Source organism: Leptospira langatensis (genome assembly GCF_004770615.1).
GTDB classification, from domain to species: domain Bacteria; phylum Spirochaetota; class Leptospiria; order Leptospirales; family Leptospiraceae; genus Leptospira_B; species Leptospira_B langatensis.
Window position 1 is genome coordinate 194,238 of sequence record NZ_RQER01000002.1, and the last position, 15,827, is coordinate 210,064.

General features: G+C 44.4%; 12 protein-coding genes. 9 read left to right on the plus strand and 3 right to left on the minus strand.

Features of this window, described 5'->3' with window-relative positions:
• Positions 1 to 128: 128 nt before the first annotated feature.
• Positions 129 to 1,067: a 4-hydroxy-3-methylbut-2-enyl diphosphate reductase gene (gene ispH, locus EHO57_RS03685; protein WP_135643022.1), complete on the minus strand. Its 939-nt coding sequence runs from the start codon at positions 1,065 to 1,067 to the stop codon at positions 129 to 131.
• Positions 1,068 to 1,464: 397 nt separating this feature from the next.
• Here ispH and EHO57_RS03690 point away from each other — a divergent pair, with 397 nt between their 5' ends.
• Together EHO57_RS03690 and EHO57_RS03695 are read left to right on the plus strand one after the other, a co-directional pair.
• Positions 1,465 to 2,313: a flagellin N-terminal helical domain-containing protein gene (locus tag EHO57_RS03690; protein WP_010515586.1), complete on the plus strand. Its 849-nt coding sequence runs from the start codon at positions 1,465 to 1,467 to the stop codon at positions 2,311 to 2,313.
• Positions 2,314 to 2,691: 378 nt separating this feature from the next.
• Complete coding sequence (locus tag EHO57_RS03695) at positions 2,692 to 4,323, plus strand: ArnT family glycosyltransferase (RefSeq protein ID WP_135643024.1); 1,632 nt, start codon at positions 2,692 to 2,694, stop codon at positions 4,321 to 4,323.
• 128 nt (positions 4,324 to 4,451) lie between these two features.
• Here EHO57_RS03695 and EHO57_RS03700 read toward each other — a convergent pair whose 3' ends face one another.
• Positions 4,452 to 5,483 (minus strand): glycosyltransferase family 2 protein, encoded by a 1,032-nt coding sequence (locus tag EHO57_RS03700; protein WP_135643026.1) that lies wholly within the window; start codon positions 5,481 to 5,483, stop codon positions 4,452 to 4,454.
• Between the two features lie 76 nt (positions 5,484 to 5,559).
• Here EHO57_RS03700 and EHO57_RS03705 point away from each other — a divergent pair, with 76 nt between their 5' ends.
• From EHO57_RS03705 to EHO57_RS03735, 7 genes are all read left to right on the plus strand, one after another.
• Positions 5,560 to 6,654 carry a CehA/McbA family metallohydrolase domain-containing protein gene (locus EHO57_RS03705; RefSeq protein WP_135643028.1) on the plus strand — a complete coding sequence of 365 codons (1,095 nt, stop codon included), beginning with the start codon at positions 5,560 to 5,562 and terminating at the stop codon, positions 6,652 to 6,654.
• A 176-nt stretch (positions 6,655 to 6,830) separates the two neighbouring features.
• Positions 6,831 to 7,913 (plus strand): phosphoesterase, encoded by a 1,083-nt coding sequence (locus tag EHO57_RS03710; protein WP_135643030.1) that lies wholly within the window; start codon positions 6,831 to 6,833, stop codon positions 7,911 to 7,913.
• A gap of 80 nt (positions 7,914 to 7,993) precedes the next feature.
• Complete coding sequence (locus EHO57_RS03715) at positions 7,994 to 8,419, plus strand: hypothetical protein (RefSeq protein WP_135643032.1); 426 nt, start codon at positions 7,994 to 7,996, stop codon at positions 8,417 to 8,419.
• 40 nt (positions 8,420 to 8,459) lie between these two features.
• Positions 8,460 to 9,836, plus strand: coding sequence for a TolC family protein (locus EHO57_RS03720; protein WP_135643034.1), 1,377 nt, complete (start codon positions 8,460 to 8,462; stop codon positions 9,834 to 9,836).
• Positions 9,837 to 9,847: 11 nt separating this feature from the next.
• Positions 9,848 to 10,921 (plus strand): heavy metal-binding domain-containing protein, encoded by a 1,074-nt coding sequence (locus EHO57_RS03725; RefSeq protein ID WP_135643036.1) that lies wholly within the window; start codon positions 9,848 to 9,850, stop codon positions 10,919 to 10,921.
• A gap of 9 nt (positions 10,922 to 10,930) precedes the next feature.
• Positions 10,931 to 14,242 (plus strand): efflux RND transporter permease subunit, encoded by a 3,312-nt coding sequence (locus tag EHO57_RS03730; RefSeq protein WP_135643038.1) that lies wholly within the window; start codon positions 10,931 to 10,933, stop codon positions 14,240 to 14,242.
• Between the two features lie 77 nt (positions 14,243 to 14,319).
• Positions 14,320 to 14,628 carry an LIC_10421 family protein gene (locus tag EHO57_RS03735; RefSeq protein WP_135643040.1) on the plus strand — a complete coding sequence of 103 codons (309 nt, stop codon included), beginning with the start codon at positions 14,320 to 14,322 and terminating at the stop codon, positions 14,626 to 14,628.
• Between the two features lie 81 nt (positions 14,629 to 14,709).
• Here EHO57_RS03735 and EHO57_RS03740 read toward each other — a convergent pair whose 3' ends face one another.
• The gene (locus EHO57_RS03740) at positions 14,710 to 15,561 is read right to left on the minus strand and encodes a flagellin N-terminal helical domain-containing protein (protein ID WP_135589227.1); all 852 of its coding nucleotides are present in this window, start codon (positions 15,559 to 15,561) and stop codon (positions 14,710 to 14,712) included.
• Positions 15,562 to 15,827 lie beyond the last annotated feature (266 nt).

Genomic DNA, 15,827 nt, shown 5'->3' on the forward strand with positions numbered 1-15,827 from the left:
TCTCGCATAACGCCTTTTTCACGAGGATTATATAATGATTTTAAGATAAAGATTTTATAAAAACATAAAGAGAGGCCCTGAATTCGCAAAGGGATTTGCGATCCTACTCAGTCGGGACATAAGGAATTTTAAAGTAACAGGTTCGAAGGAAGCTTGAAACTCATGGAATCTTCCCTAGATCCGGGGAAAAGATCCACACTCACTAAGGGATAGAATTCTCTGAGCTTACGAATGATCTCATCCACTAGGATCTGAGGGGTCGATGCTCCTGCAGTAATTCCTATCGTTTGGATCTCATTTTCTTCGATATACTCTTTGCTAAGATCTTCTAAGGAACTCACCTTAAAGGAAGAAGGTTTAGATTTCTGAGCCAATTGAAGTAAGCGTAAGGAATTGGAACTGTTATCCGCTCCTATTACGAGCATCGCGTCTATCTCTTCCATCATGGAAGAGACCGCTTCCTGTCTTTCAGTGGTAGCGTAGCAAATATCGTCTTTCGCAGGATGTTCCACACTTGGAAATAGCTCGGCGATCTTTTCGACGATCAGTTTCGTATCGGCAACCGAAAGGGTGGTTTGCATGAGATAGGTGATCGGTTTAGAGGTATCCAGTCTTCCTGAGAGCTTTTGGACATCTTCAGGAGATTCTACGAGAAACATCTCCGCTTCTCCCATGGTCCCGATGGCCTCATCATGTCCTTGGTGCCCTATGTAGATGATCTGATGGGAATCCTTATAACGGCGGGCTTTCCTATGCACCCGAGTCACGAGAGGACAGGTAGCGTCCCCGATCTTCATACTTCGTTTTTTGGCCTCTTCGACCACTTCGGGAGAAACCCCATGTGCGGAGAAGATAACAGTCGCCCCGTCCGGAGCCTCATTCAGCTCGTTAATGAATTTGATCCCTCTTTTCTTCATGTCTTCTACGACACGACGATTATGAACGATCTCCTTTCTGACATAGATCTGTTCCTGGGAATGGGACTGGACCTGTTCCACATAGGAAATCGCATATTTTACACCGGCACAAAAACCGCGGGGATTCGCGAGATAGATTCTTTCGAGCATCTTTCTTTCAGACTGGGGCAAGTCTCTATTCCGGCAAGCACTTTCAAAAAGATCCTAGGTCCTCCGAGCGCCAGGGATGCGCAGGACTTCAGTCCGGACGCGCGAATTCAGGAAGAGATGTCGAAGTGCCTACAAATACCCGCGCGGACGGATGAGGCGAATGCCGAATCCGTAGCAGCCCGGCTCTAAGCGAAAGCGCGGAGGGCGCCCAAATCCATTCCTTCCGAAACGCGACATATCCTATCTTCCTAGGAAGCATCTTTTATCTATCTATCCAGGAAAAAAGTATCTCTTCCGTTTTGGGAACCGGCCCGATTTTTAAGGGGAAGAGGTCAAGGAAGACCTCTAGGAAGATCAATTCCTCGCTTGCGAGGATTCGGATTCAAGGAGGAACCGAATGATTATTAACCACAACATCAGTGCCATTTTCGCTCACAGAACTTTAAAGTTCAATAGCGAAAGCATGAACAAAGACATTGAGAAATTGTCTTCCGGTATGCGTATCAACCGTGCAGGTGACGACGCTTCCGGTTTGGCCGTGTCCGAAAAAATGAGGACTCAGGTCGGAGGTTTGCGCAGGGCGGAGCAAAACACTGAGGACGGTATGTCCCTCATCCAAACGGCGGAAGGGTATCTGCAAGAAACCCATGAAGTCGTTCAAAGGATCCGCGTGCTTGCAGTGCAAGCGGCGAACGGTATTTATACCGAGGAAGACCGTCAACAAATACAAGTAGAGGTTTCCCAGTTGGTCGATGAGATCGACAGGATTGCTTCTCAGGCCGAGTTCAACAAGATGAAACTCCTTACAGGAGCCTTCGCTCGTTTGAATCCGACCGCAAGTATGTGGTTCCATATGGGTGCTAACATGCACCAAAGAGAGAGAGTTTATATTGAAACGATGAACACCGCGGCTCTGGGACTCAGAAACCCGACTGTTCTGACCTTCATCTCTCTTTCTACGGCGGGAAAAGCGAACTCCGTTATCGGACTCGCTGACGATGCACTAAGACTGATCTCTAAACAGAGAGCAGACTTAGGAGCTTATTACAACCGTCTGGAACATGCCGCTAAGGGGTTGATGAACGCTTACGAGAACATCCAAGCTGCTGAATCACGGATCCGTGATACTGATATGGCTGAGCAAATGACCAGCTTCACCAGATATCAGATCCTGACCCAGGCTGCTACTGCGATGCTCGCTCAGGCGAACATGAAACCACAAACCGTGCTCCAGCTATTGAAGTAATTCAATAGCGGCCTGCCGGTCCATCTTTAGCATGCTCCGGCAGGGGAGCCGCCTAGTGAATGTTGGTTCTTTCGACGGGACCACGGATTTATATTTTTTATAAATCGCCGTACGACTCTGAAGCCTAACGTTTCGTAAGAATTGTTAGGCTTTTTTTTGTCTTCTTCCTCTTAGAAGATTCTTTCGGAAGTTTTTCCATCTTGTTATTCCGTATTATCCTGGCATTCGAAACCTAGTTTTCTTCCGTTTCAATTTTCTCCGTTTTGTAACGAAACTGGATTGTAAAATTCCGGTTTTGGAATGATGAAGTAGATTGCCTTCAATTTTTGGATTACCAAAGGCAAGGCTTGTACTTCTTCTTTAAGGTTTTCATCTACAATGCGAAATTTGTTTTTCCCGCTTTTAATCCTGGTCTATCTTCTGTTCCTTCTTTTCGGTTTGGGAAGTTTTCCTCTGATCGATTGGGACGAGAATATTTACGGTGCCGCTTCTAAAGGGATGTGGGAATCCGGTGAATTTTTCAGGATCCAGGTCAATGGCCAGATATTCAGCGAAAAGCCTCCTTTTTATTTTTGGTTAGCAAACGCATTTTATGGAGTTTTTGGATTAAACGAATTTTCTACCCGTCTTCCTTCCGTTCTAAGCGGCTTACTCTCTTTTTTCATTTTAGTGCGTTTGGGAACCTCTTTGCATTCCAGGTTCTTCGGCTATGCCTGGGCATTCTTATATTCCGCCTCCTTACTGCCTCTTCTTCTGTCTAGGACCGCTTATATTGATCATCTATTCAATACGCTTATCTTACTCTCCGTGGTTTCTTTGTATTATTACGAAGAAAATGAGAAGGAAGCATTTAAAGATAGGATTCGTTGGATCTTCTCCGCCGCTTTTTTTGGGGGAATGGCTGTTTTGACTAAGGGTCCACTAGGACTCGGCATTCCTCTCATTATTTTTGCGGCAAACCGGATCTTGGAAAGAAGATGGAAGTTGAAGTTCTTCGATTTTGTCCTATTCGGATTTGTATCCTTGCTAGTTCTTTCCTTTTACTATCTCACGAATTATATTCTGTACGGAGAGGAATTCATCGTACAATTCTTCGATTTCCAGAAGAAGCTTTTGACCAAATCCTTGGAGTCCCATACTGGACCTTGGTTCTATCATTTTATTGTAATGTTCATCGGATTTTTCCCTTGGACGGTCCTGCTCTTTGTCGTGGCTAAGAATTGGAAGCTATTTACAGATCCTAAGATCTCCCGATTCTCCCGTTATTTACTTCTCTGGCTTGGACTCGTACTTGCGATCTTCTCCGTAGTGCAAACAAAGCTCCCTCATTATTCTTCCTCTATGTATTTTGCTCTTTCCTTCTTTGCCTCCTATTTGATCGCAGAGAAAGAAGAAGTCTTCAAAGCAAAATGGATTTCCTTTAGCTTTTTAGGGCTCGGACTCATTGTAGGACTTTTATTTGCCTTCTTGCCGAACCTGTTGGAATTATCTTCTTCTCTGACCGGAGTAGGAAAGGAAGCCTTGCCTCAGTTTACCGGGATCGATTCTTTGCCGGGTATTCTTTTATGTATAGGGGTCATTTTGGGAGCGGTAGGACTTTGGTTTTCGAGCAATGGAACGGGGGAAGGATGGTATTTCTTCCTGATTTCCACCTGGGCGGGAATGATGCTATTTGTCGGAACTCTTTCTTCTACCTTAGCACCCAAGATCATTTCCTTTTTACAAGACGGGAATTTGCGCCTTTACGATCGGGCGGAGAAGTCCGGAAATCCGGTTATCTTCTATAAGTATCTTTCCTTCTATCCAATGTTCTATAGAGAACAAAAAATCCACATTGTAGGAAGTTACAAATTCAAGGATGAGTCGGATCTTTTCGAATCGGATCAGAGTCTGACAATCATCTGCAATCGGAATAGCGTTCTGGAATTGATGCTGACCTATCCAAAGAGAGAGTTTAAGGAAGTATCTGCCGAGAACGGACTCGTTCTACTGACTTCTTCTTTGAAATAAGAAATTCAATTCAGAGAAGAAGAAGCGATCCGAGAATCGACTTCTTCTTCTCTAAGAAATCTTTCACGGAATTTAGATTCCGTTTTTGAAATTGCGGATCGGAGTTGTCAGGTCCGCGATTCTATGATTTAACGGCGAGCGGATTTGCCCACGGGCCTCTCCCCATCACCCAAACTGCGGGTGGGGGACGCCGAATTTTGGGAGCGGAACGGAAATTCCATTCCGAACTTCAATAAAGCCAATTCAAAATTCGTTCTTTGGATCTTAGAAACCGTATGAAGCACGAGCCCGATCGCGATCTGGATCCAAGAGAAGAGCATAAGCCCCGTTGCCAAGATCGCCAACGGAACATGGTAAACATACTTGTATCGAATATAATCTAGGATTGCCGGAAATCCTGCGACCAAGGAAAAGACTCCGGAAATAAAAGAAAAGAATCCGAAGAAATGCATCGGCTTATAATCCTTAAAGATCCAAAGGATATTATTCACGACTCTGTACCCGTCTCGGATCGTATTCAGTTTTGAGAAGCTTCCTTCTGGCCTATCCTTATATTGGATCGGGACTTCCTTCATAGCGAACCTCTTGTCCAAAGCGTGCAAGGTCATCTCGATCTCTAATTCAAATCCGGTCGCGAGAATAGGGTAATTCTTCACAAATCGGCGAGAAAATACTCTATAGCCGCTCATCGCATCCTTCAGCTGTACTCCGAATAGGAAGTTGATCAGATTGATCACTAGATGATTTCCGAAGGAATGAAACGGCCTCTTATTTTCCTTTCCGTAGACTCCTTGGCTCAGACGATCTCCTACGACAAGATCCAGGCCTTCTTCTTGTAAGAGTGAGGCAAGCTTGTGTACTTCTTCCGCAGGATAGGTCATATCTGCATCGGTAAGGATATAGATATCTGCATCCGCCTGAGTAAACGCCTTTCTGACTGCGTTCGCCTTTCCTTGGCGAGGCTCGAATAGTACATTCCCTAGAATTTTATTTTTCTTTAATGTATCGACCGCTATGTCACGGGTCTTGTCGGAGGAATTATTATCTACGACCCAGTATTCCGCCTTGGGAAGCTCTTTGAAAAAAGCAAGAATTGTATCCCGGATCGTCAACTCTTCGTTGTAAGCGGGTATTATGATAGCGATCCTTTGTTCCTTCATCTTTTATCCTTTAAGGTCTTCAATTAGTGCTGGACAATTCATTCAAAACGGATTTCGATCTGAAAAAATTTATTACATGAAAGTGAAAATTCTAAAAAAGATCGTTATTTTCTTTTCCATCATTCTCATTTCGGTAGCCGCCTTTAACTTGTGGACAAGTCTGCAATTTCGAGTGCTCCACAAAGGCCAGCCACACCAGACAGGAATAAAAAATCCTTACGAAAAAACTACAAAAATTAAATGGGCCAAGACCGCAATCCATCTGCATACGAATGAGATCTGGTATACTCCTCTTAGGAATTCGTCGGAAGAGATCCTGGAGATCTACCGAAACTTTGGCTACAAGATCTTGGCATTTACGGATTATGGGAAGATTACTAAACCGAATTCTTCCGATCCGGTCCTGATCTCAGGCTATGAATGGGGAAGGAATCTTAAAAAGCGGCATCTTACGATACTTGGTCCGGAGAAGGTCGAATCCGATTTTTTCCCGCTCTATTCCTCTCTAGATAATATCCAATGGGAAATCAATGTTCAAAAAGAGAAAGGCTCATTTGTAGTAGTCAACCATCCCACACTCTATAACGGATTTACCCTTTCCGAATTGGAAAGATTATCCGGTTATGATGCTATAGAGGTTCTTTCTCCTTATGGGGACATTTTCAAATATTGGGATGAATTATTGAGCCAGGGAATTCATTCTTTCTGTATGTCCGGGGACGACCTACATTATCTTCCTAAGGCAGAATACGTCAAGATAACGAGTAAGACTCATGGTCTAAGGGAAAAACTCACTCTTCTATTTGCGGAGAAGGGAGAGGCTCTTACCAGATACATCCTCTTAAACACGGACTCTTATGAGCAAGACGATATACTGAAAGCTCTTAAATCAGGGAATTATGCCTGCGTTCGTAAACTAAAGAGAAACCTGGATGATCCCAAGTTGAAATCATTCTACTTAAAGAACGGGAATGAAGTTCATTTTGAATTCGAGGACACTCCTTTCTTTGTAGAGTTTATAGGAGTGGATGGCCAAGTCCTTCATAGTTTAGTGAATCAAAAGGCCGGGTTTTATAAGGCCAAGCCGAAGGATTTCTATGTACGGATCCAAGCCTTACTCCCGACGGGAACAGTCTTTAGTAATCCATTCTATGTGAATTCAAACGAATAGTATCTTCTTTTAAGTAGTTCTTCTTTCATTGAAGATGTCAGTCAATGATGTGGCACTTCGTGCATTCTATCTGTTACAAGATTGATGAATTCGAGATAGTTTCGTAGATAAGTTGTAACATACGATTCTAGGAATTCTAGTTTTCCGTACCACACTTGTGCCAAACTTGGCTGAGAATGAAAAAGCGGATTTTCCTGCTTCTACTTGCTGCCATTTTAGGGGTTCTTCTATTAGAGAATCTTTTCGCCTGGCTCTATTTAAGAGCGAATCCGACCTCTACTCAAACTCAGATCCAATGGGAGAAGTTTGAAGATCCCTACAAACGCAAGACCTCTCTTTCTTGGCAGAAGGCAGCCATTCATTTGCATACGGATCAGATCTGGTTTACTCCCGGCAGGAATTCTCCGGAAGAGATCGAAACAGTCTATGCCGCAAACGGATACAAAATACTAGGTTTCACGGATTACGAAAAGATCACTCTTCCTCCAAGGCTTTCCTCCGTTCGAGGGTACGAGTGGGGAAGGAATTTAATCAAAAGGCATATGACGGTTCTTGGAACGGAAGAAGTAGATCAAGATCCTTTTCCTCTTTATGCCGGCATTGAGAATATACAGTGGGCAATCAATAAGATCAGTTCACAGGACGGATTCGTAGTTATCAACCACCCATTCCTGAACAATACCTTCCCCTTGAAAATATTAACAGAATTAAGAAATTATAATGCTTTAGAAGTATTCAGTCCCTTCGGGGACATTCCCAAGCAATGGGATAAATTGCTGAGCAATCAAGTCCCTTCTTTTTGTATGGCCGCCGACGACCTGCATTATCTTCCTAGAGAGGAATATGTTCGCATCAAATCTTCGGGGGTCTCGAACTGGAGAGATCTCAGTTCCGAGATCTATAGACAAGATGGGGAGTCCCTGATGAGATATCTTCTGATTAATACGGACAGCTTGGAAGAAAAGGAGATCCTAAAGTCCTTACAGGAAGGGAATTATCTCTGCGTTCGCAAAATGGAAAGGACTCTGGAAGATCCAAAATTGGGTCCGATCGGAAAAAGAGGAGAAGAAGTCTTTTTTGAGTTCCAGGACACACCGATCACCGTGGACTTCATCGGCCAAAATTCCGAAGTTCTGGCTCATACTTCCTATTCCAAGAAAGGATCGTATACATTGCGCCCCACAGATCCTTACGTGAGAATACAAGCTGTCTTTCCAACGGCAATCATTCTGAGTAATCCATTCTTCTCTAAGAAATAGGGAAGGGAGGAGCGTTCGCATTACAAAAACCTTTTTTTCTTGACATTTCCGTACTTGCTGCAGTCAGATAGAGGAAGGTCATGGATTCCCATTCCAAAAAAACGATAGGATTTGTATTAGCACTCGGCTTCGCATTGCAGGTGGCTTGTAGTTCTATCGCGAGCCTGACCGGTTCCTGCCCGGTTACCATGGAGTCCGCAATTTCCGTTCAGACGGAAAAACTTCCTCCCTGCCATAAAACCTCCGAAAAATCGGATGAAAAGAATTCTTCCGATCCTCAAAAGGATTGCTGCGGCAAGGACGCACCCGTTTCCGTTTCTGTAAACGATTCCTGGCAGTCTGTAGACGCGCAGAAATTAAAGATCGAAAAGATAGTCCTACACTCATTCTTGCCTCAGACAAGTGTGAGTCTTTCCTTTAGGGAAAGTGTTGTTCCGAAATCCCGGCAGATCCGCAATATTTCCAGACCCCAAGCCTTAAGTTTGCTTCAAACATTTCTAATTTAAGATCTACTCATTCTTCTTTCTATTTTTGATCGGAGGACGTATGAGTCGTACCCTTATTATAATATTATTATTCAATTATGGATTCGCTTCCAGGATCCTTTTAGCCGAGCCCAAGGGATTAGAGAATATCCTAGAGATCCTGGCATCTGAGCATCCCGAATCCAAATCACTTGCAGGAATTTCCCAAGCACACAAAGCGCATACGGAAGCTTCCGGGATCTTACCCGATCCTAAGATCGGTTTTGCCTATCGGAATTATCCCACTCGAAACGGATACTCACTCGGCGGGAACAAAGGACTGGACACTCCCACTATGACAGGAATGGAGTTCTCCATTTCCCAAGAATTCCCGTTTCCAGGAAAACTGAGCACCGAAAATCGGATCTCCCAGATCATGCAGAATGAGGCGAATTTCGGCTATCTCGCTGGAGTGAACAGAATGCTAGGAGATTTCTTTAGCCTTTTGAACCGTTACCAATCTTCCGGAAAGAAGAAGGCTTTAAACGATAGGATCCTAGTTCTTTCGAATGCGCAGAAGAATATCAGTGAATCTTCTTACTCCTCCGGTGGAAGCAATCTGACCGGAGTATTAAAGGCGAGCGTTGCTAAAACTGAAGCACTGGAGAAGGATACCGAATATTCCACTTCTATCAAGGATCTCCATTCCCAGTTAGAATATTTTCAGATCTCCCAAAAATTGAATTTCTCCGATTTTGAGAATCTGGAGCTAAACTCTTTTTTAGAAAAACGGAATGAAGAGATCCTAAGTTTACTACAAGGAGAAAACAATCTTGTAGAGACCACTCCCGAATACAAAACGGTAGCTTCCGAAGAGAAGAGGCTAAAAGAACAGGCAAAGTTGACCAAATACTCTCTCGCTCCTCAAACGGAAGTGTTTTTCTCTTACATGAAAAGAAGGTCCCAAACCTTTACGCAAGACCAAGGACCCTTGAATTACGGGCTTATGGATGTGACCGAGTATAGGGGAGATCTGTTTAGTCTTGGCGTAAATATGAAGGTTCCCGTTTGGTCCGCCTTAAAGTGGAATTCTATCACCGGAGAAACGGAGCATCTTGCGGCAGTAGGAAAAGATTCGGTAGAGAAGACAAGAGCCCAGATGCTCACTCAATTGAACCGGAATCTTACGTTAGTCCAAGGACTTACCAACCAGATCCAACTCGTCGAGAAGAGGCTAATCCCCGAATTGGAAAAAGCATCCAGAGCGGGAGTGTACCAGTATAGCTCCGGTAAGGGGAATATACAGGAACCGTTCTTGGCTCAAACAGAGATCCTAAACGCAAGGATACGTTTAGAAGATCTGAAAGAGAAAAGGAACGAAACCATCATCGGCAACTTGAAGCTATTGAGTTTCATTTACAAAGAAACAAAGATCCCAACCCACCATCATAAACAATAGAGGTTAGATAAATGAAAACTCTTATAGAACGAAGCAAGACCTCTAAAATCCTTTTCCTGATTTCCAGTCTTTTGATCTTTACAGTCCTATTCTCCTGTGGAAAAGCAAAGGACATTTACTATTGTCCCATGCATCCGACATACACTTCGGATAGACCTGGAACTTGCCCCATCTGCAATATGGATCTGGTCAAGAAAGAGGATCACGCAGATCATTCGTCCGGATCGGATCATGCAAGCCATGAATTGAACCCGAATGGTTCAGAATTCGATTCTTCTCCCGAAGCAAATTCGAACGAGGATCTTTCCCTTTCTTTCGAAAAACAGCAGTCTATTGGGATCAAAACTGATATCGCTAAGGTGCGAAATCTAACGAAACAGTTTCGAGCCTATTCCAATGTAGCGTACGATCCCGAATTGTATACTGCCCTCACGGAATACAAGGAATCTGTTCGCTCATCCGCAGCACTTGCAGAATTCGGATCCGGTCTGAATATTAGAAATTTGCAATTGAGGTTACAGCAACTTGGGCTTTCCCAAGAACAGATCCGAGTTTGGACATCAGGAGGGAGAGATCCTTCCGAACTGATCCTTGGGGGAAAGGGGGGAAGGGCCCATATCTATTCCCAGATCTATGAGTCGGACCTTTCTTTTGCTAAGCCTGGGCTTAGTGTGATATTCAAAACGGATGCGTATCCTGATCAGGAATTCAAAGGGAAGATAAAAAGCGTAGATACTATCTTAGATAAGAATACAAGGACTCTACGCTTACGAAGCGAGGTTTCGGACCCTTCTCATCTGCTTAAACCCCAAATGTTCGGCGAGGTCCTAGTACAGATCCAAGTTCCTCATGTACTGAGTATCCCGAGTTCTGCGATCTTAGATACAGGTACAAGAAAGATCGTCTATACTCAGATTGGTCCGGACAAATTTCGAGCGATAGAAATAGAGACTGGAAGGATCATCGATCCTTGGACTGAGATCAAATCCGGTTTAAAGACAGAAGAAAGAGTAGTTACAGAGTCCACCTTTCTACTCGACTCGGAAGCAAAGATCCGATTCGGATCCAAAACACATTCACATTGAGATACAAACATGATACGCTCTATCATTCGATTTTCTGCCGAGAATAAATTTCTCGTCCTTGTTCTGGCACTCGTCTTACTCGTTGCCTCTTATATTTGCATGAAGAAGATCCCCTTGGATGCCATTCCGGATCTTTCCGATACCCAAGTGATCATTTATTCGCGCTGGGACAGGAGTCCGGATATCATAGAGGATCAGGTAACGTATCCGATCATCACGTCCCTGCTAGGAGCTCCCAAAGTGAAAGTGGTCCGGGGATTCTCGGATTTCGGATACTCTTACGTATATGTGATCTTCCAAGATGGAACGGATATCTATTGGGCTAGATCCAGGGTCCTAGAATATATTTCCAAGATACAAGCGTCTTTGCCTTCCGGAGTAAAAATGGAATTAGGTCCGGATGCAAGTGCTGTCGGTTGGGTCTACCAATATGCCCTTCTTGATAAGACAGGCGCAAATTCTCTGTCAGATCTCAGAGCCTACCAAGACTTTCACTTAAGATACATTCTGAACTCCGTTCCCGGGGTCTCGGAAGTGGCAAGCATCGGAGGATTTAAAAAACAATACCAGATCACAATCCATCCGAATGCATTGCGTTCTTATAATGTAGATTTCGAGACCATCGTCCAAAGGATCCGAGAAAGCAACCAAGAAACCGGAGGACGGCTACTGGAGTTCTCCGGAGCCGAATACATGGTAAGAGGAAGGGGATATCTAAGCTCTTTGAAGGATATCGAAAATATTCCCTTAGTTACGGACACAAATGGCACACCTATACTTCTCAAGAACATAGCTTCAGTTCAAGTAGGACCGGATATCAGAAGAGGAATTGTAGACTTAGATGGAGAAGGGGACGTAGTATCTGGGACCGTTGTGATGCGTCACGGAGAAAATGCGCTTTCCGTGATCGATCGGGTGAAAGAAAAAATAGCAGGCTTGAAACAGAATCTGCCGAAGGGTAGCGAGCTCGTCACCACATACGATCGCTCCGAGCTGATCGAACATGCGATCTCCAATCTAAAATTCAAACTAGCGGAAGAGATGATCATCGTCTCTCTGGTGATCCTTCTATTTCTCTGGCATTTCCCTTCGGCAATCATTCCTATCCTGACCATCCCTATCTCTGTGGTCGTTGCTTTTATTCCAATGTATTTAGCGGATATCAATGCGAACCTAATGTCCTTAGCAGGGATTGCTATTTCCATAGGCGTACTGGTGGACGGAGCCATTGTGGAAGTGGAGAACGCGTACAAAAAATTAGAAGAATGGGATTCCGGAGGAAGGAGAGGAGATTACCACCAGATCCGATTGGAAGCTCTTTTAGAAGTAGGGCCCTCCGTATTTTTTTCTCTATTAGTGATCGCTGTCGCCTTCCTTCCTATTTTCACATTAGTAGACCAAGAGGGAAGACTGTTCCGTCCATTAGCTTTTTCTAAGAATATCGCCATGTTTATAGCGGCCATTCTTGCGATTACCTTAGATCCCGCACTGAGAATGCTATTCACAAGAATGGAACCGTTTGCATGGAAAAACAAGGCTCTCTCAAAATTAGCAACCACGATCTTCGTAGGAAAATATTATCCGGAAGAAAAACATCCGATCAGTAAAGTATTATTTAAATATTATGAACCTGCATGTCGTTGGGTCTTAGAAAGACCGAGGCAGATCATACTCGGCTCCTTTGCCTTAGTTCTTCTTAGTATTCCAGTATATTTCAGCCTGGGCTCCGAGTTTATGCCGCAGCTCTATGAAGAATCGCTCTTATACATGCCTACTACCTTACCGGGGATCTCGGTCGCTGAGGCCGAAAAGCTTATGACCGTTATGGACAAAAGGCTCAAGAGCTTTCCGGAAGTAAAAAGGGTCTTTGGAAAAGCGGGACGTTCGGAAACAGCCACCGACTCGGCGCCACTTTCCATGATGGAGACAGTCATTTTACTAAAACCCCAAAGCGAGTGGAGAAAGGCAGATCGATTCTATTCGAATTGGCCCAGGGTCCTTCAGTATCCTTTTTTACCGTTTAGTTCGGAAAGATTAACCAAAGACGAATTAGTGGAGAAGATGAACTCGGAGATGCAATTCCCCGGGGCAACGAATGCTTGGACCATGCCGATCAAGACCAGGATCGATATGCTGAGCACGGGAATGAGGACCCCGATCGGGATCAAGATCTTGGGTTCTTCTCTAGAAGAAATAGAAAGGTTAGGGATCCAAATAGAATCGATTCTAAAAAAAGATCCGGAAGTCAGAAGCGTATTCGCGGAGAGAACGGCGGGGGGATATTTCCTGGATCTAGAATTAAAAAGAGATAAATTAGCCCGCTATAATATTTCAGTCGATACTGCTCAAGCCATCATAGTGGCCGCGATCGGAGGAGAATCAATTACCCAAACCGTAGAGGGGAGGGAACGCTTCTCCGTAAACCTACGTTATCCGAGAGAGCTTAGGGACTCAGTCGAAAAGATCCGAGCGATCCTAGTGCCCACTAAAGAATTCGGTCATATTCCCATCGGAGAGATCGCGGACATCAAAATGAAAATGGGGCCTTCCATGATCCGAGATGAGAACGGATTTTTGGCCGGTTATGTGTATGTGGACCCGAACACGGATGATATTGGAGGGTTTGTGGACAGAGCAAAGAAATTCGTTCAATCCTCCGTTCACCTTCCGGTCGGATATTCTTTGGTATGGAGCGGTCAGTATGAGAATATACTCCGGGTCCGCGAGAGAATGGTCTACGTTCTTCCTCTGACCTTGTTCTTGATCTTTTTCCTATTGTATTTCAATACCAAATCATATGCAAAGACCTTGATCGTTCTACTTGCAGTACCGTTCTCTCTTGTAGGTGCCGTTGGCCTGCTTTATGTTCTCGATTATAATATCTCCATCGCTGTTTGGGTGGGAATGATCGCTCTCATGGGGCTGGATGCCGAAACAGGGGTGTTTATGCTTCTCTATCTGGATCTATCCTATGACAAGGCTTCCCAGAAGGGAAAGACAAGCACGAGAGAGGGCAGGATAGAGGCAATCGTCCATGGAGCCGCTCATAGGATCCGTCCGAAGATCATGACTGTGCTTGCTGCCATGATGGGCCTTCTTCCGATCATGTGGTCCCAGGGAACAGGCTCCGATATCATGAAACGGATCGCCGCCCCCATGGTAGGAGGACTATTTACCAGTTTTATCCTGGAGTTACTCGTCTATCCTCCCATCTATCTGCTCTGGAAAGAGGGAAGAATCTCTTTCATTGAACTCTTTTCCAAGAAATTTAATAAAAATCTGATAGAGAAGGCTGATAAATATCGGGGTCGCAAAAATTAGTTTTTTATTATTTTACGTTTGACTAAAACTTCATTTAACATATTTCATTAAACGCTATCTTTAAAAAGGAGAGAGGTATGAAAAAACTAATTCTATTTCTTCTAATTTCATTCTTGTATGTAGGGAGTCTTTCCGCATTCACCGAGCTGGACCAGCTACTGATCAACGAGGCAACTACTCCGGATCTGAAAAAGATCGCTAAGGAGTATTTCCTGAAAAAAGCCAAGGACCACAAGGAATTGGCGGACAAATACAAATCCTTAGCGAACACTTCCCATGGTGCGAAAGCGAATACGGATGCTGCCGACAAGAAGAAGTACGAAAAACTCGCAGAACATTGCGAGAAAGAAGCCGCTGTTTACAAAGCGCAAGCTGATAAGTACTAAGAGCGTTCTTTCGCCCTTGAAATAAAAAAACCCGTCTTACGACGGGTTTTTTTATTTCAGACCAAAACTTGTAAAGAAAGATCAACCGAATCTTTCGCTCAAAAGTTTCACCACCTGTTCCGGTCTCATGTTTGCCTGGGCAAGCATTGCGACACCGCTCTTGGTCAGGATCTGATTCTTTGTAAAGTCCACGATATGTTCCGCCATATCAGCGTCCCTTACCCGGCTTTCTGCAGAAACCATATTGATATAATTGGCCTGCAGTCCTTCGGCAGTGATCTCCAAACGGTTGTAATAAGCTCCTAGATCGGATCTCTGTTTATTCACCTTTTGGATCGCATTGTCCAGGATCCCGATCATCGCATTCGAAGAGGCTGGGGTGGAGAGTGTTTGCTTCTTGCCGTTACTCTCCAATTGAAGAGCTCCCGCATTCATCGCGTCCACGAAAATCTCCAGCTTCTCATTCTGGTTTGGTCCCACATGCAATTGGATCGGATTCTTAGAATCCTTAGAATAGGAGCCACTCAAAGGACGGATTTTATTGAACTCGGCGGTCTTACCCAAACGGTCCACTTCCTCGATGAGCTGATCCACTTCCAATTGCACTAGTTTGCGATCGTCGTCGGAATAAATTCCGTTGGAAGTTTGGATGGAGAGTTCCCTTAGTCTTTGGAGAATATTATTCACCTGTTCCAGGTTCCCTTCGGTCACCTGGATAAAGGACACTCCGTCCATTACGTTTCTTTCTGCCTGGGCAATTCCTCGAATTTGGGTACGCATTCTCTCGGAGACTGAGAAACCCAATGCATCGTCACCGGCACGATTGATCCTCATTCCGGTAGAAAGCTTTTCGGTAGTCTTGTCCAGCTCGTGATTGACAGTCTTCAGTACATTATTTGTACGAAGAGCGCTGATGTTGTGATTGATGATCATCAACAACCTCCCTGTAGCTAGAGCCCGGATCCGTCCGGACCATATTTCGGGGTTTTAGGAGGTGAGAAGCCTCCCGGGCACCCCGGTTTCCACTGCGAATTTCACTCCCTTTTTTTTGTGGGGAGATTTTTTTTACGATTTTCCCTAAAGACTAAAGCCCTGAATGGCGATATTCCAAATACAGGGAAAACCGCCCTCATCCTACTACCCGGCTTCCTCGTTCGCAACTTTTTTTCTAACAAACCCGCTTTTCTGGGGGAAATTTC